This is a genomic window from Thermosulfurimonas marina, from assembly GCF_012317585.1.
GTDB classification, from domain to species: Bacteria; Desulfobacterota; Thermodesulfobacteria; order Thermodesulfobacteriales; family Thermodesulfobacteriaceae; genus Thermosulfurimonas_A; species Thermosulfurimonas_A marina.
The window spans coordinates 633,678-648,664 of the sequence record NZ_CP042909.1 but is presented as its reverse complement, the minus strand read 5'-3'; the positions used below and the strand labels follow the sequence as shown (position 1 = coordinate 648,664).

Annotated in this window: 18 protein-coding genes, 1 tRNA gene and 2 pseudogenes; 17 read left to right on the top strand and 4 right to left on the bottom strand. The window is 45.2% G+C overall.

What is annotated here, in order from left to right; all coding sequences use genetic code 11:
* Window positions 1–8 precede the first annotated feature (8 nt).
* Together FVE67_RS03465 and hisB are read right to left on the bottom strand one after the other, a co-directional pair.
* Window positions 9–650: a hypothetical protein gene (locus FVE67_RS03465; RefSeq protein WP_168719263.1), complete on the bottom strand. Its 642-nt coding sequence runs from the start codon at window positions 648–650 to the stop codon at window positions 9–11.
* Between the two features lie 10 nt (window positions 651–660).
* Complete coding sequence (gene hisB / locus FVE67_RS03460) at window positions 661–1,236, bottom strand: imidazoleglycerol-phosphate dehydratase HisB (RefSeq protein ID WP_168719262.1); 576 nt, start codon at window positions 1,234–1,236, stop codon at window positions 661–663.
* A 98-nt stretch (window positions 1,237–1,334) separates the two neighbouring features.
* On the opposite strand from hisB, the gene FVE67_RS03455 reads away from it, so the two are divergent.
* The 8 genes from FVE67_RS03455 (at window position 1,335) to FVE67_RS03420 (ending at window position 6,823) form a co-directional block, all read left to right on the top strand.
* Window positions 1,335–1,421 (top strand) — tRNA-Leu (locus FVE67_RS03455).
* Between the two features lie 22 nt (window positions 1,422–1,443).
* Window positions 1,444–2,727 carry a DEAD/DEAH box helicase gene (locus FVE67_RS03450; RefSeq protein WP_168719261.1) on the top strand — a complete coding sequence of 428 codons (1,284 nt, stop codon included), beginning with the start codon at window positions 1,444–1,446 and terminating at the stop codon, window positions 2,725–2,727.
* Between the two features lie 68 nt (window positions 2,728–2,795).
* Complete coding sequence (locus FVE67_RS03445; protein ID WP_210534649.1) at window positions 2,796–4,091, top strand: IMP cyclohydrolase; 1,296 nt, start codon at window positions 2,796–2,798, stop codon at window positions 4,089–4,091.
* Window positions 4,092–4,214: 123 nt separating this feature from the next.
* Entirely contained in the window at window positions 4,215–4,697 is a 483-nt protein-coding gene (locus FVE67_RS03440; RefSeq protein ID WP_168719260.1) for a hypothetical protein, read from the top strand.
* Entirely contained in the window at window positions 4,676–5,305 is a 630-nt protein-coding gene (locus FVE67_RS03435; protein ID WP_168719259.1) for an aminopeptidase, read from the top strand. Before FVE67_RS03440 ends, FVE67_RS03435 begins: the two co-directional genes overlap by 22 nt.
* A 4-nt stretch (window positions 5,306–5,309) precedes the next feature.
* Window positions 5,310–5,816: a BCAM0308 family protein gene (locus tag FVE67_RS03430; RefSeq protein WP_168719258.1), complete on the top strand. Its 507-nt coding sequence runs from the start codon at window positions 5,310–5,312 to the stop codon at window positions 5,814–5,816.
* Between the two features lie 3 nt (window positions 5,817–5,819).
* Complete coding sequence (locus FVE67_RS03425; protein ID WP_168719257.1) at window positions 5,820–6,098, top strand: TraR/DksA family transcriptional regulator; 279 nt, start codon at window positions 5,820–5,822, stop codon at window positions 6,096–6,098.
* Window positions 6,098–6,823 carry a CDP-alcohol phosphatidyltransferase family protein gene (locus FVE67_RS03420; protein ID WP_168719256.1) on the top strand — a complete coding sequence of 242 codons (726 nt, stop codon included), beginning with the start codon at window positions 6,098–6,100 and terminating at the stop codon, window positions 6,821–6,823. Before FVE67_RS03425 ends, FVE67_RS03420 begins: the two co-directional genes overlap by 1 nt.
* On the opposite strand, the gene rpe is transcribed toward FVE67_RS03420, so the two are convergent.
* Together rpe and FVE67_RS03410 are read right to left on the bottom strand one after the other, a co-directional pair.
* Window positions 6,740–7,423 (bottom strand): ribulose-phosphate 3-epimerase, encoded by a 684-nt coding sequence (gene rpe / locus FVE67_RS03415; RefSeq protein WP_168719255.1) that lies wholly within the window; start codon window positions 7,421–7,423, stop codon window positions 6,740–6,742. The two genes, FVE67_RS03420 and rpe, sit on opposite strands and share 84 nt — an antisense overlap.
* On the bottom strand, window positions 7,413–7,802 hold the full coding sequence (locus tag FVE67_RS03410) for a hypothetical protein (RefSeq protein WP_168719254.1): 390 nt from the start codon (window positions 7,800–7,802) through the stop codon (window positions 7,413–7,415). Before FVE67_RS03410 ends, rpe begins: the two co-directional genes overlap by 11 nt.
* A gap of 121 nt (window positions 7,803–7,923) precedes the next feature.
* On the opposite strand from FVE67_RS03410, the gene FVE67_RS03405 reads away from it, so the two are divergent.
* The 9 genes and pseudogenes from FVE67_RS03405 (at window position 7,924) to FVE67_RS03370 (ending at window position 14,986) form a co-directional block, all read left to right on the top strand.
* On the top strand, window positions 7,924–9,282 hold the full coding sequence (locus FVE67_RS03405; RefSeq protein WP_168719253.1) for a flippase: 1,359 nt from the start codon (window positions 7,924–7,926) through the stop codon (window positions 9,280–9,282).
* Window positions 9,273–9,599 (top strand): annotated as a pseudogene (locus tag FVE67_RS09595) (acyltransferase); the annotation flags it as partial. The gene FVE67_RS03405 and the pseudogene FVE67_RS09595, both read left to right, overlap by 10 nt.
* A gap of 84 nt (window positions 9,600–9,683) precedes the next feature.
* Window positions 9,684–9,848: pseudogene (locus FVE67_RS09590) on the top strand (DapH/DapD/GlmU-related protein); the annotation flags it as partial.
* An 11-nt stretch (window positions 9,849–9,859) separates the two neighbouring features.
* Window positions 9,860–10,741 (top strand): sulfotransferase family protein, encoded by an 882-nt coding sequence (locus FVE67_RS03395; RefSeq protein WP_168719251.1) that lies wholly within the window; start codon window positions 9,860–9,862, stop codon window positions 10,739–10,741.
* Window positions 10,734–11,786 (top strand): glycosyltransferase family 2 protein, encoded by a 1,053-nt coding sequence (locus FVE67_RS03390; protein WP_168719250.1) that lies wholly within the window; start codon window positions 10,734–10,736, stop codon window positions 11,784–11,786. Before FVE67_RS03395 ends, FVE67_RS03390 begins: the two co-directional genes overlap by 8 nt.
* Window positions 11,783–12,481: a hypothetical protein gene (locus FVE67_RS03385; RefSeq protein WP_168719249.1), complete on the top strand. Its 699-nt coding sequence runs from the start codon at window positions 11,783–11,785 to the stop codon at window positions 12,479–12,481. The genes FVE67_RS03390 and FVE67_RS03385 overlap by 4 nt, the downstream gene beginning before the upstream one ends.
* Window positions 12,482–12,596: 115 nt before the next feature.
* Window positions 12,597–13,025 (top strand): hypothetical protein, encoded by a 429-nt coding sequence (locus tag FVE67_RS03380; RefSeq protein ID WP_168719248.1) that lies wholly within the window; start codon window positions 12,597–12,599, stop codon window positions 13,023–13,025.
* Window positions 13,018–14,154 (top strand): glycosyltransferase, encoded by a 1,137-nt coding sequence (locus FVE67_RS03375; protein WP_168719247.1) that lies wholly within the window; start codon window positions 13,018–13,020, stop codon window positions 14,152–14,154. The genes FVE67_RS03380 and FVE67_RS03375 overlap by 8 nt, the downstream gene beginning before the upstream one ends.
* Window position 14,155: 1 nt before the next feature.
* On the top strand, window positions 14,156–14,986 hold the full coding sequence (locus FVE67_RS03370) for a glycosyltransferase family 2 protein (protein WP_281347180.1): 831 nt from the start codon (window positions 14,156–14,158) through the stop codon (window positions 14,984–14,986).
* Window position 14,987 lies beyond the last annotated feature (1 nt).

Genomic DNA, 14,987 nt, shown 5'->3' with positions numbered 1-14,987 from the left:
GCAACCTCCTAAGAGCCTGAGGGATAGGGAAAGTCCTTGAGGAGCTGCCGCAGCCCCCTCTGGGCCAACTCCCGGGCGGTAAGCCAGCGCACTCCACCGTAAAGGCGGATCTTAAAAAGGTTTTCACTCAAAGGCTGCTGGGTCTCGTCAAACCAAGCCTTCCAGAGGATCCTTCCACTTCGGGCCTCAAAGAGGACCAGGGCAAAGGCTACCGAAGCCGGGCGTTCCACGGCATAGCCCCGACCCCACCTTTCCTGGTAGCGAAAGACCCGGGCATAGAGCAGGGCCTCCACCGAAAGGCGCTTTCCCAAAAACCGGGCCCACTCTACCAAGGTGGGCCTTTCCGTTTGAGCCAGAAACTCCTCCCGCAGGGCCTGATATTCCTCCCTCGAGACGAACCGGAAGCCCGGCCTTCCGGAAAGCATTTCCCGCAGGAGATTATCCAGGACCTCTGGAGCCTCAGGGGCAATCTCTCCGCCGGCGATTTCCTTTACCGGACAGGGAAAGAGAATTCCTTCCGGCTCACAGACGGCCTCAAAGGGCAGTACCGCCACCGTTCTCGGGGCCTTGAGCACCGGGGAAGACACCCTCCGGGCACAGGCGGAAAGAAAAACGATGGCCAAAAATACCAGAAGCCCCTTCCAACGCATGTCAGCCTCCTCAAAGGACTCCCTTGGTGGAACGGGGCCCTCCTTCCAAGGGACTCAGGGCCCGGGAAAGGGCCACGGCCAGGGCCTTAAACACTGCTTCAGCCATATGGTGGGCGTTTTCCCCGTAAAAAAGCCGCACATGGAGGGTAAACCTTCCATTCATGGCCAGGGCCTTGAGAAACTCCGGCACGAGCTCCAGGTCAAATTGTCCTACCCTTTCGGCCGGAAAGCGGCCTTCGAAGCGGAAAAAGGGCCGCCGGACCAGATCTACCACCGCCTGGGCCAGGGCCTCCTCCATGGGCACCGTGGCTTCCCCGTAGCGGGAAAGACCCGCACGGTCTCCCAGGGCTTCCTCTAGGGCCTCCCCCAGTACGATCCCCACATCTTCCACCGTGTGGTGGGCATCTACCTCAAGATCCCCCCGGGCAGAAAGCTCCAACCCCCAGCCGGCATGATAGGCCAAGAGCTCCAGCATGTGGTTCAGAAATCCCACCGGAGTCTCCACCCTTACCGCCCCTCCCCGAGGGTCCAGCTTCAAGCGGACTTCCGTCTCCCGGGTTTGGCGCTCCTTTTCTACCGCCTTCACCCTCTTCCTCCGGGATTTTCTTCCACCCTAAAAGCTTGCGCCCTTTTTGGCAAGTCCAAGTTGACAGTTTTCGGGTTGGGCATTATTCCTTAAAGGGAGCCGAGGTGGCGGAATTGGTAGACGCGCTGGATTCAGGATCCAGTGGGGATACCCCCGTGCGGGTTCGAGTCCCGCCCTCGGCACCAAGAGCGGCTCCTCGGGGTCCCTATGGAGAGTGGGGCAGGTGAGATTAAGGCTCTGGCGGTTCCGCTTCACGGGCGGCCTCTGGCCCAGTTTCCCCTTCATCCTCTTCTAAAGGAGCGTCTTTCCGCCTCGGGGATCACCCGCACCACCATTCTGCAGGACCTGGCTTTTTCGGAGGTCCTCCGTGGCCGAGACCTCATCCTGAGGGCCCGGCGGGGAAGTGGCAAGGGTCTTCTTACCGTCCTTTGGGCGGCCAACCGCCTCCTTTCCGGAAACGGAAACGAAGAAGCCCGTCCGGTGGCCCTGGTGGTGACCTCGAGCCCGGAACGGGCCCGGGCCTTGGCCGACTGGGCCCGGAGGCTCCTGGAGGGCCTGGAACATCGGGTAGCGGTCTTTTCCGGAGAGGGCCCCCATCTCGAGGCCGAACTCCCGGAGGTGGAAAAGGGGCCCCATCTCCTTTTTACCACTCCTGACGGACTCTCCCGCCTCCTCAAATGGAATCTTCTGCGCTTTCACGGGTTGCGCCTCCTGGTCGTGGACGAACTTGAGGTTATGGTCTCCCGTAGTCAGACCTTTGTGCGCCAGCTTCTGGGTAAGCTTCCCCCGCCGGACCGGCGTCAGACTCTCGTTCTTTTGGGAGACCTCTCCTACCCGGCCCTGGAGGTAGCCGCAGAGATCACCCGGGAGCCGGAAGAAATCTATGTAGAGGAGGGGAGGAGGGATTTTTCCGGGCTGAAGCTGGCGGTAATACACGTTTCGGAGGAGGAAAAATGGCCCCTTCTTTTAGGAATCCTGCGGCAGAAGGGCTGGCCCCGGGCCCTGATCTTTGTAAATGAAAAAGTCACTGCCCAGCGTCTTACCGACGATCTCAAGGCTGTGGGCCTTAAGGCGGCCTTTTTGAAACCAGAGCTTCCCCTTCCCCTGCGGCTCAACTTCCTTAAAGGCTTTGCCCGGGGGGATTACCGGTTGTTGGTGGCCACCGATGCCGGCTGCCGCTTCATCCAGGACCCGGAACTGGAACTCATCATCAATTACGATCTTCCGGAAGTCCCCAGTGATTTCCTTCAGCGGGCGGCCCGGATCCGCAAGGAATCCGGCGAGATCCTCTCCCTCTGTGACGAAACCGGGGCCTTTTTCTTGGAAGCCATTGAAGAACTTCTGGGACGCCGCATGGAGGTCCTCTATCCCGAGCCGGAGGAGGAATGGCTGGTCTCCCCGGCCCTGGTGCGGGAGGAACTGGGAGGGAAAGGCGCTGCCCCTCGCCGCAGGCCCCGTCCGGGAAAGGGCCGTCCTCGCTCCCGGAGGTAAATACCATTTGACGGGGAAGGTCCTTCGGGGCTATCCTTGAGAAAAAATTTCCGGCAGGGGGTGCGATCGTGGCCGAAGACCTGAAGAAGATGTACCGGGAGATCAAAGGAGACCATTTCCCACCGGAGATCCGCATCACCTTCGGGGATCAGACCCTGGTTTACCGCAAACGCACCTGGAAGATCGAAGTGGAGCCCGGAGTAATCGAAGAGCGGGGGTTGCGCTACGGGGAAAATCCCGACCAGGAGGCGGCCCTTTACGAACTGGTAAATGGCAACCTGGTACTCGGGGAATGTGAGTATATCCAGCCCGGATGGGGGTTGGTCTCCAGTCTCCGGGAAGAGGATATGCTCCAGTTCGGTAAACACCCCAGCAAGACCAATCTTACCGATGTGGACAACGCCCTAAACATCCTGCGTTATCTTTCCAAGAAGCCCTGCTGCGTAATCGTAAAACACAACAATCCTTGCGGCGTGGCTTACGGAGAGAGTATTGCCGAGGCCTTTGTGCGGGCCTTTCGAGCCGACCGCATTGCGGCCTTCGGCGGGGCCCTTGCCTTGAACCGGCCGGTGGACAAGGCCTGTGCCGAGGCCATCAGCGAGCAGTATTTCGAGGTGGTGGCCGCTCCGGAGTACGAGGAAGGAGCGGTGGAGATCCTGAAAAAGCGTAAGAACCTGCGCATCATCCGCATCCGGCGCATAGATCGTCTGGAGGAATACTGGGGAGTGCCGGTAGTGGAATTCAAGAGCCTTATCGACGGGGGACTCATCGTCCAGCAGTCTCAGATCAATCGGGTCCGCGGGCCGGAGGACTTAAAGCCTGCGGTGGCCAAAAAACCCGATGGTACAGAGGTGCGCTGCCGGCGTGAACCCACCGAGCGGGAGATCCGCGATATGCTTTTTGGTTGGGCGGTGGAGATGGGAGTGACCTCTAACTCCGTCCTTTTCGTGAAGGATGAGTGCACGGTGGCTATTGGTACCGGGGAGCAGGATCGGGTGGGAGTTACGGAGATCGCCATCTTCAAGGCCTACACCAAGTACGCCGATCTTCTTTGCTACGACCGCTACGGTATTCCCTATAAGCAACTGGAACTGGAGATCCGTAAGGGTCAGCGTCCAGAATCCCAGAAGATTGAAATCGATGAGGAGACCCGGGCGGCCCGGGCCGGGCTTCCGGGCTCGGTTATGGTCTCCGATGCCTTCTTCCCCTTCCGGGACGCGGTGGATGTAGCCATTCGCGAGGGCATTTCGGCCATCATTCAGCCCGGAGGCTCCCTGCGGGACTGGGAATCCATTGAAGCCTGTAACGAGGCCGAGCCCCCGGTAGCCATGGTCTTCACCGGCCAACGGGTCTTTAAGCATTAGTCATGACTTGGCAGCAACGAGACAACCTGGCCAAGTTTTTTTGGGACCTAGCTAAAATTTGTTAAAAGAGACCTCAGGAGGAAGATGTGCTAGGAAAAGGGGGCGTGTGAAGCGGGATCTGATATGGCTTACCAGTGGTTGCCTCCGAGCGAGAAACACCAGCCCCTGTGGCCTGGGGAGTGTGTAGAGATACGGGAACTTCCCAACGGACTGCGGCTGGAGATCTGGGACTATTCCCGTCGGCTGGCCGGAGACCGCTGGCTGGTAGGACTCCTTATCCAGATCCCCATCCGCCCGAGCCGGGAGCACTTCTCCTCACCGGAGCTCTATGAGCGCTTCGTCCGCGAAGAAGGCCTCTTTTACTATCGATATCGCAAAGAACGGCACTTCGTGGACGAGCGGGAAAGAGAGGCGGTTTTCTTTTCCCTTAAAGAAAATTTCCTGCGGGCGGCCTTAGATTATCTTTCCCATCCGGAGTTTGCCGAACGCTTTCTGGCCACCGAGGTCCCCCTTTATGAACGGCGAATACAGTGGGAAGAGGAAGTCCGCCGGCGGGAGGAAGAGGCCGAAAGGCTGGAGGAGTTATGGCGGGATCGGCCTCTATAGAACGCCTGGAGGCCGGGGGGATTTTCTTTAAGGTCTTCTTTCCCCCACGGCCCTCCCCGGGGCTTCTCCTCCTGCCCGAGAGCCGCTCCTCCACCGTGGAGTCCCTGGCGGAAAAACTCCTCCTCGAGGAATTTTCCGTGGTGCTTCCCGAGAGCTTTCCGGGCTATACGGAAATTCTTACGGCTTTTGAGGACCTTCGGTCAAACTCCCCGGTGAAGTCCCGGGTGCTTCAATGGTGGGTCTGGGGAGAAGGGCGGGGAGGGCTCTGGGCCCTCAGGCTCTCCCGGGACTTGGGCGCGGAGATCCGGGGGCTGATCCTCGACAGCCTCCGGGCCGAAGATCGGGAGGAGGCCTCGGGGCTTCTTTCCGCCTTGCGCAAACCGCACCTCCTCTTTCACCCCCAACTGGAAGACTCTTTCCCCTTTCCTGAGGCCGAAAGGATGTTTACTTTATCTCCAGCCCATGCAAAAAAGCTTCTCCTTCTTCCGGGAATGAGGCGGGGCGAAGTCCTTTTAAAAAGTCCGGATCTCTATGTGCAGACCATAGCCGAGTTCGTCAACCCGCGCGCGGGGCGCTGGCGCCGCAAAAAAGACTCTTTAAGGGGGTGAGATTATGGCCCGCAAGGGAGACAAATGGCTGCGTGAACGGCACGAATATCAGACCAGCGAAGACCCCTATCTCACCGATGAAGCTCCAGCCGGAGAGGCTATCTGCCCTCGCTGTCACGCCGTCTTTCGGGACAAGCGTTGGCTAATCGACGAGGAATTCTATGAAGAATATAAGGACACAGATTTCGTTCCCAAGATTATCTGTCCCGGATGCCGTAAAGCCTTGGATCATTACGCCATGGGCTATCTTTATCTTTCCGGGCCCTTTTATGAAAAACATCGGGAAGAGATCATGCGCATTATCCAGAACGAAGTAGAGCGGGCCCGAGGGGTTAATCCTCTCCACCAGATCATCACCATGTATGAGGAAGACGGACGCACGGTCATTGAAACCACTACGGATCATCTGGCCCAGCGCCTGGGTCGGGCCATTTACCGGGCCTACAAAGGCAATCTCACCTTCCGCTGGTCGGAAGGTGACAAACTGGTACGAATTTATTGGGAGAGGTAAAGGGTGTTCTTTTCGGAAAGGCGTCCCCTTAAGCCGGAGGAACTGGCCCGCTTTCGGGAGGTCCTGGAGCGTCGGCTCCGGGAGTGTGAAAGTCGGGGGTGTGAGAAGAGCGGGCTTCCCGAGCGCATCCGGCAGGCCTTAGCGCGCATGGAACGCGGAGAATACGGCCGCTGCGTGGACTGTGGCCAGTGGTTGCGTCTCAAGCGCCTGGAGACTGTGCCCTGGGCAGAACGGTGCCGCGCCTGTCAGGAGCGCTGGGAGATGCTCTCGGCGGTGGAATAATGTTCCGCGTCACCCCCAACCGTCTCACCTTCCTGCGGGTCCTCCTTTTACCCCTTCCCTGCGTGCTCCTTTACGGGGGGCCGGAAATGAAACTCACCGCGGTGGGGGTGGGCTCTTTCCTGGGCCTTACGGACTATCTAGATGGCTGGCTGGCCCGGCGCACCCGCCCCTCTCGCCTGGGGACCCTGCTTGACCCGGTGGCCGACAAGGTTTTTGTGACGGCCATCTACCTCCTTATGGTGCACCTGCGTTATCTCTCCTATCTCCCGGTGGCCCTAATCCTCCTGCGGGAGATCTTGGTGGGGAGCCTCAGAGGAAGCGGACGAAGGCTTTCCGTCTGGCCGTTGGCTCGAGTGAAGACCGCTTTCCAGATGGCCGGGGCCGGGCTGGTAATCCTGGCCTTTGTATTTTTTGATCCTGAAAGGGCCTGGAGTTTTGGGAGCTTGGTAGCCTGGCTGGCTGCGGCCCTCACCTGGCTCAGCGCCTGGCCCTACCTACGGGAAGGACTAAGGGGTCTTTCGGCCAAAGAGGCCCTGCGGCTAGGGATCGGGCTTCTTCCGGCGGTGATCCTGCTTGCCCTTTTCCCGAGCTCTCAAGCCTTCTGGTGGCTTCCTTACGGCGGGCTGGTCTTCTATTTCCCTCTAACCCTTCTCGCAAGCCTTCTCCGCCGCTTGCCGGATAGCCCGGATGGCCCCGGCGTAGTCTCCGGCCCCGAAGACTGCTGAACCCGCCACCAGGATTTGGGCCCCGGCTGCGGCCACCTGCCCGGCGGTCTCCGGTCCTACCCCTCCGTCCACCTCAATGGTGACCGCAAGCCCTCTTTTAGCGATCATTTGGGCAAGCCTCCGGATCTTTTCGGTGATCTGGGGAATATAGCGCTGGCCGCCAAAACCGGGATTAACGCTCATAATCAGCACGAAGTCCAGCTCCGGAAGGACCCACTCAAGGACCTCGAGCGGAGTGGCGGGATTGAGGGCCACCCCGGCCTTTTTCCCCAGCTCCCGGATGCGGGAGACCGTACGGTGAAGATGGCGACAGGCCTCGGCATGCACGGAAATGAGGTCCGCCCCGGCCCGGGCAAATTCGGCCAGATACCGGTCCGGCTCTTCGATCATGAGATGAACGTCAAAGGGCAGCCGGGTGTAGGGCCTTAAGGCCGCGATCACCGGGGGGCCAAAGGTCAGATTGGGGACAAAGTGCCCATCCATCACGTCCAGATGAAGAAGGTCGGCCCCGGCGGCCTCCACCGCCCGCACCTCTTCGGCCAAACGCGCAAAATCCGCCGAAAGGAGGGAAGGGGCAATGCGGATCCCTTTATTTATCATCGTCTTTCACCCCAGGAAAAGTGACCACCTTGTCCTTGGAAGAAGGCCTTTCCGGACGGGGAGGAGAGGGGCGATCCGGCTCCGGCGGAGGCTGGGGCAACTGGCGCCGATATTGGAGGGCCAGGCTTTCCGGGACCTCGGTGCTGTACCAGACCACATTCTGGCGCTGCACTACGATATGTTCCAGGCCCAGGAGGACCGGTCGCAACCCCCCGGAGTCCGCAGCTACAAAGGCCGGCCACTCAAAATCGAAAAATTCTCGTTTTTCTAAAACAAAGTTGAGGCTCTCAAAGCCGTGATGGAAGCAGACCAAACCTAGATAAAGCCCGGAGGTGGTCTGCAGGAGAACCAACTGTTTCCGCGTAGCCTTCTCGAGCATCTCGGTCCTGGCCCCTTTTGGTCAAATCTGACGGCTTCATCTTAACCCGAGAGGCCCACAATTCAAACCCGCCTTGTCCTTTTACGGGTATTCTGGAAGAAGTTTACAAAGCTAAATCGCCATGATAGATATTCCTGCTGTGGAGAAGTTTAAAGCAAGGATAAATGGAGACCCTCATCTTAAGGAGCTGATAAAGGGAAGCTTGACCTTCTTCGTTCTAAGGGTTTTAGGCTTTGCCGTAGCCTACATCTTTACCCTTTCTGTTACGAGAAACCTCGGTGCGGGGGCATGGGGTATATTTGCCCTATGCCTTACCGTTCTCCAGATAACCTCTGTTATAGGTAGGCTGGGACTTGACACGGCACTTTTGAGGTTCATAGCTCAGTACAACGCTCAGGGGAAGGGAGCAACCGCGAGAAGTATATATCTCAAATCATTAATTCTGGTTGTCCCCTTTTCTCTATCCCTTTCCGTTGCTCTCTACTTCCTGGCTCCTGTGCTTTCCGAAAAGGTTTTCGGTAAAAGTTATTTAACTCCTTACTTGAGGTTTACAGTCTTGGCAGTGATTCCTTTTGTGTTGCTGTACATAAACTCGGAAAGCCTAAGGGCTTTTAAAAAAATAAAGGAATACACGATATTTCAAAATTTGCTGCCATTTCTTATTGCCTTATTCTTCCTTGGAATCTTCTTCACCTATTTACATATCAAAAGTACAGAAGCGGTCATCTATGCTTATGTTATCGGAATAGGAATAGCGTTCTTGTTAAGTTCCTTACTTCTCCAAAGAGAATTCGTTAAAACAAACGGGATACGAGAAGATATTTCTCTTAGGGATATCCTCTCTGTTTCTTTTCCCATGCTCATGTCAAGCTCTCTTTCTATGATAATGTCCTGGACGGATACGATAATGCTCGGGATGTGGAGGACGGAAGAGGAGGTAGGAATTTATAATGTAGCGGTGAGGCTTTCTACAATTACTAGTTTCACTTTGATGGCAATAAATTCAATTGCAGCACCCAAGTTTGCCGAGTTCTGGGGAAAGAATGACCTGGAAGGGCTAAAAAAGGTAGCTCAGCAATCTACTAAGTTAATATTCTGGAACTCGGCTCCCATACTTGTGTTATATATATTCTTCCCGGAGTTCTTTATGGGTATATTCGGAGAGGAGTTCAAGAAAGGAGCCATGGCGCTTGTAATACTTTCGTTAGGACAGTTTGTTAATGCTGCAAGTGGGAGTGTTGGATATATATTAAATATGACTAATAACCAGAGAATATTACTTTACACTGCTTTACTATCAACTTTAGTGAATATAGTATTAAATTTTATTTTGATACCAAAATATGGGTTATTAGGAGCTGCAATTTCTACAGCTATAACTGTAACTCTTTGGAACATACTTTGCATTTTATATTTAAAAGTGAATTATAAATTAAGGTTTTTTTATCTTCCGAACTTTCTGGAGAGAAGATGTTTCTGAAGTTGTGTAAAATTTATACTAAGTTGATACAAAAATTATCGAATAAATGGTGGACTATTGTTTTTAAAGTCAAATACTTTCCCTTTGTGAAGATAGAAAGAGGGGCATTTGTTCAGAAAGATGTTAAATGTATATTTTTTTGGATAAATAACAAACCTTTAAGAATTATATTAAAGGAAAAAGCTAATATAAGAAGCAATACGATTATTCAAGGTTCTGGAATCTTAGAAATAGGAAAGAACTCATTTATAGGTTCATACTCAGTAATTGGAGTTAACGAAAAAATTATTATCGGTAATAATGTTATGATAGCACATAATGTTTCAATCAGAGATACAGACCACAAATTTAATAGAACAGATCTTCCCATGATTCAACAAGGAATCAGCACAGCACCTGTTGTTATAGAGGATGATGTATGGATTGGCCATGGAGCTATAATCACTAAAGGAGTAAAAATAGGAAAGGGGGCTATAGTAGCTGCTGGAGCAGTTGTTACTAAAGATGTCCCTCCTTACGCTGTAGTAGGAGGGGTTCCAGCTAAGATTATTAAATATCGTAAATAGGAGGAACATTGATGCCATTACCTAACTTTCTATGTGTAGGTGCTCAAAAGGCAGGAACTACAACATTGCACGATATATTAATCCAGCATCCAGAAATATATCTTCCTGAAATAAAAGAAACCAAATTTTTTCAAGATAATTCTAAATATAAAAAAGGTTTAGATTACTATGAGAAAGAGTTTTTTGGAAAGTGGAATGGAGAAAAAGCTGTAGGTGAGATTGATCCAGAATATATGTATTTTGAATATGTTCCTGAAAGGATATATAAACACTTAGGAAAGGATGTCAAGATAATATTTATGTTAAGAAATCCGGTAGATAGAGCATATTCTCATTATTGGATGAGTTATAGACGAGGGTATGAAACAGAAACCTTTGAAAGGGCTATAGAATTAGAGGAAGAGAGAATAAAAATAAATGAATTCCATAAAAACCATTTTAGTTATATAGATAGAGGATTATATGCCAAACAAATAAAACGGTATCTAAAATTCTTTTCAAAGGAAAATATGTTTTTCATTATATTTGAAACAGAATTTCTGAAGGATAGAGAAAAGACAATTAAATCTCTGTTGAAATTTTTAGAGGTAGATACAAAAGTAGTTCTGGATCTTAATATCAAAAGTAATCCAGCAAGCATGCCTAGGTTAAAAATGTTGAGAGATTTTATATACAAACCTAACTATGTAAAGAAAGTAGGAAAATTTCTAATGCCAAGTAAAAAATTAAGACAAAAGATTTTGATGACTTTAGATAAAATTAATCAGAAGCCTATGAAACCTCCTGAACTAAGTAGGAACGTCAGGAAGAAATTATTATCTCAATATTTTATAGATGACATTAAAGATTTAGAAATTATCTTGGAAAAAGATTTAAGGATTTGGTATGAATAGAAGTTTTCCTAAAGTTTACATAATAGTTCTTAATTACAACGGCTGGGCGGATACGATTGAGTGTTTGGAGAGTGTATTAAGAAATGATTATCCTAATTATCAGGTTATAGTGGTGGATAATAACTCACCAAACAACTCTATGGAATACATAAAAGCATGGGTTGAAGGTAAGCTTGATGTGTGGGTTAATCCTAACCATCCTTTAAGATATCTTTCTTTTCCACCTGTTAAAAAGCCAATTCCTTATGTTTACTACAACCGTGAAGAAGCAGAAAAGGGAGGAAATCCTGAGCTTGAAGAAAGTTTGATGGATAAAATCCCAGAAGGAATTACTACCAGATACCCTCTTATTTTTATTCAATCAGGAGAAAATTTAGGCTTTGCCGGTGGAAATAATGTGGCTATAAGGTATCTTTTAAAAAAAGAAGTCGATTTGGAAAATACATTAATATGGTTATTAAATCCTGATATGGTAGTTGAAAAACAATCTATTTGCAAAATTATTGAGTTTGAAAAAAACTTAAAAAATAATAAAAACATTTTTGGAACAATCATAAAAGATTATAATAATATAAATGTACTCTTACTATTTGGTGGATGGAAAATATTGCCATTTGTGGGTACAGTTAAACCTGTAAAAAGTTCGAAAGAAATTAATAAAATTTCATTTATTTCTGGAGGGAGTTTAATAACTTATTTACATACTTTCAAAGAGATAGGATTACTTCCAGAAGATTATTTTTTATATTGGGAAGAAGCTGATTGGTGCACATACGCAACTAAAAAAGGATATAAATTTTTAGTTATCAAGGATGTAACCGTTTATGATAAAGGAGGGACATCTATCGGAAGAAATAGTCAAAAAGCAGTATATTTCTATACGAGAGGAATGTTAATGTATTCGAGAAAATACCATAGTAAAATAGAAATGGTATCTATTATTTTAATACGATTTGTCAGGCTTATTAAGGCGATTGTGCAAAGGGATAAAAATTATATTTTGGGATGTTTAAAGGCTTTTAAGTATTTATGGGTCAAAAAATGAAATATACCTTTTCAGGAAATTTAATTTTAACTTTAGAAATATTACTATTAATTTTTTTACCAGAATTTATATTTGTATGTTTTAATACCTCTTCCGTTACAGTAGGTTTGCTTTTAGCTTGCGTGATAGTTATTATGTTTAATTTTCGCAAATTTAAAATAAATATAGAGTTGCTTTTAATTCTTATGTTTATATTAGTATTTTTACATCTAATATCTATTATTATATATTTTAAAACAGGGTATATAAAACCATTATTATCCTTACTACCTTTCTATTTTATGTTAATAGCTTCTTATTTACTGAGTAAAAAATTTATCAAATTGAGTATTTTTGAAATTGAAAAAATTACTTTTGTAATTCTAAATACTTTATTTACTGTTGGATTTTTAAGTAAATTTTATGATCCTTCTTTTTGTAATTATGGTTTATTAAACAAACCTGTTTTTCCTATATCGGAACCTAGTCATCTTGCTTTAGCTATAAATATATTTTTAATTCCGTATATTTTAGTAACTAACTTTAAAAAAGGATTATTTGTTTTAATAAATGCTAGCCTTTTATCTTTTTTATTACCTTCAGCAACTCTATTAATTAGTACTTTATTAACCACCTTGTTTTTTTTTTTAAAAAAATTTATACAAAAAGAGATATTTTATATTATCATATTTAATAATCTTTTTAATTTGGTTTAGTGGTTTATTTGAATTACTTAAAAATCCTTACTTTTATGAAAGAATAATTGGTGTTATTTCAAATGATGAAAAAATAGAAAACCTTTCCACTTTGGTATATTTACAAGGTTGGAAGTTGGCTTTTTATAATTTTAAAGCGAATTACGGTTTTGGATTAGGCTTTCAGATGCTTGGTACACAAGAAACTTATTTGAGTGACTATAGTTATGTAATTGAAAAAATTACTGGTAAGATTTTAAACTTAGAAAATGGTAGTTTTGTGGCTTCTAAACTAATTACAGAATTTGGAATTTTAGGAATTGGGATTCTAATTTTATATATATACTGGTTTATAAAATTTCTATTAATTTACCCTGTGAAAATATCAAAATCGACATATTTTTATGGTATAATTGCAGGTTTTTTTATTGACTTATTTATTCGAGGAACAGGTTATTTTAATACCGAAGTATTTTTTATATTCGTTGCAATATATTCTTTAATTTTTTTAAAAAAATCATATTTTCTAAGGAGAAATTTTAATGCCAATATCGAATATGATTAAAAAGAAAATTCTACTTATTAGCCATTCTTTAAATTCTTCAGGTGCTCCAAAAGCTTTATTAGAATTAATAAAGAATAAACCCAGTTATATTGATTCTGAAGTTTGTTTATTAGGGTTAAGGTTCAACGATTTAAAGAAAGAATTTGCAAAATATATAAATAATATGAAAATAATTACACCTTATCCGAGTAAAAACTCATTTGTGGATTTGGCTCAAAGAATTATGGCAATTCCTAAAATAATTTATTATTTAATATATATAAAACCGAATCTTATTGTTATAAATAGTGCAGCAAATAGCAGGGCTTTAATTGTTTCAAGCCTTTTAAAAAGAATCTTTAACTATAAGATTATTCTTTATGTCCACGAGTATGAAGAAACGTTTAGAGCATTTAAATTTCTCAGGAAGAAAACTATATGCTTAGCAGACAAAATATTAGTAGTTAACAATGACCAAGAAAAATGGATTAAGGATAAATTAGGTTGTAATAAAAATATTTTTGTTATTCCAAATGGAATTAATTTTGAGGAAATCGCTTATTTAATCAAGGAAAATCCAGAAGATAGATTTCTCCAATTTATAAATAAATACAACTTTATTGTTTCAAATGTAGGGATTCTAACTAAAATAAAGGGATTTGATTTGTTTTTAGATATAATAAAAAATTTTAAAGGACAAGATGATATAGCATTTGTAATTATAGGTGATTTTTTATATGATAAAGATAGATATGAATTTATTTCCAAACTTAAGCAAGAAGGATTAGATGATAGAGTATATATAACAGGTGTTACTAAAAATATTTTTAAATATTTGAAATACTCAAATTGTGTAACGATAACATCACGTTCAGAAACATTTTCTCGTGTAGCTTTGGAATCAATGTCTATTGGAATTCCAGTAATTGCTTTTAATATTAAAGGATTAAGAGAAACTTTACCTTCTAATTATCCATATCTTGCTTCTCCTTTTAATACAAATGAGTTTGTTAATTTAGTATTGGAAATCTATAATTTATCTGAAAAAGATAGAAGACATTTAAAAGAAATGCTAAAAGCACACAGCATTAAGTTTGATATAAAAAAAATATCTAATTTGTTTTGGAAGATTATAAAGGAGGAGCTTTAAAGTGTTAAATATATCTGTTGTCTTATACAATACACCTGAAAATATGTTAAAAAAATGTCTTAACAGTGTTATTACAAGCAATTTGGTACACAAAATATTTCTAATAGATAATTCACCCAAAAACATTTTATCAAAATTTAAAAATCATGATAATAGAATAGAATATATTTTTAATGGGAAAAATTTGGGTTTTGGAAAAGCTCACAATATAGCTTTAAGAAAATCCATAGAGGAGAAAGTACCTTATCATCTTGTATTAAATCCGGATGTATATTTTGAAAAAGGCGTATTAGAAGAGCTTTATAAATTTATGGAAGAAAATACAGATGTTGGTCTTGTTATGCCAAAAGTGTTATATCCCGATGGAAAAATCCAATATCTTTGTAAACTCTTGCCAACTCCTTTTGATTTATTTGGAAGAAGATTCTTAAACTTTCCACCATTTAAAAAATATATAGAAAAAAGGAATGAAATCTATGAGCTTAGATTTACCGGATATAACAAAATGATGGTAGTCTCTCACCTTTCTGGGTGTTTTATGTTTATAAGAACTCAAGTTTTAGAAAAAGTTGGTTTGTTTGATGAAAGATTTTTTATGTATTTGGAAGATACGGATTTATCAAGAAGAATTTATAAATTTTCTAAAACTGTATATTATCCACATGTTTATATATATCATGAGTTTGGAAAAGGTTCATACAAGAATTGGAAATTGTTAACTTATCACATAAAATCAGCTATTTATTATTTTAACAAATGGGGCTGGTTTTTTGATAAAGAAAGAAAAGAAATAAATAAAAAAACTTTAGAAAAGCTCGGTATAGGAGGCTAAC

What these genes read in the sequence shown, in the direction of transcription:
- FVE67_RS03440 (WP_168719260.1), top strand. Translation starts at nt 4,215, where the DNA reads ATGGCTTACCAGTGGTTGCCTCCGAGCGAGAAACACCAGCCCCTGTGG.
- FVE67_RS03375 (WP_168719247.1), top strand. Translation starts at nt 13,018, where the DNA reads ATGATTAAAAAGAAAATTCTACTTATTAGCCATTCTTTAAATTCTTCA.
- FVE67_RS03420 (WP_168719256.1), top strand. Translation starts at nt 6,098, where the DNA reads ATGTTCCGCGTCACCCCCAACCGTCTCACCTTCCTGCGGGTCCTCCTT.
- FVE67_RS03385 (WP_168719249.1), top strand. Translation starts at nt 11,783, where the DNA reads ATGAAATATACCTTTTCAGGAAATTTAATTTTAACTTTAGAAATATTA.
- FVE67_RS03450 (WP_168719261.1), top strand. Translation starts at nt 1,444, where the DNA reads ATGGAGAGTGGGGCAGGTGAGATTAAGGCTCTGGCGGTTCCGCTTCAC.
- FVE67_RS03395 (WP_168719251.1), top strand. Translation starts at nt 9,860, where the DNA reads ATGCCATTACCTAACTTTCTATGTGTAGGTGCTCAAAAGGCAGGAACT.
- FVE67_RS03465 (WP_168719263.1), bottom strand. Translation starts at nt 650, where the DNA reads ATGCGTTGGAAGGGGCTTCTGGTATTTTTGGCCATCGTTTTTCTTTCC.
- rpe (WP_168719255.1), bottom strand. Translation starts at nt 7,423, where the DNA reads ATGATAAATAAAGGGATCCGCATTGCCCCTTCCCTCCTTTCGGCGGAT.
- FVE67_RS03390 (WP_168719250.1), top strand. Translation starts at nt 10,734, where the DNA reads ATGAATAGAAGTTTTCCTAAAGTTTACATAATAGTTCTTAATTACAAC.
- FVE67_RS03410 (WP_168719254.1), bottom strand. Translation starts at nt 7,802, where the DNA reads ATGCTCGAGAAGGCTACGCGGAAACAGTTGGTTCTCCTGCAGACCACC.
- FVE67_RS03435 (WP_168719259.1), top strand. Translation starts at nt 4,676, where the DNA reads ATGGCGGGATCGGCCTCTATAGAACGCCTGGAGGCCGGGGGGATTTTC.
- FVE67_RS03430 (WP_168719258.1), top strand. Translation starts at nt 5,310, where the DNA reads ATGGCCCGCAAGGGAGACAAATGGCTGCGTGAACGGCACGAATATCAG.
- FVE67_RS03405 (WP_168719253.1), top strand. Translation starts at nt 7,924, where the DNA reads ATGATAGATATTCCTGCTGTGGAGAAGTTTAAAGCAAGGATAAATGGA.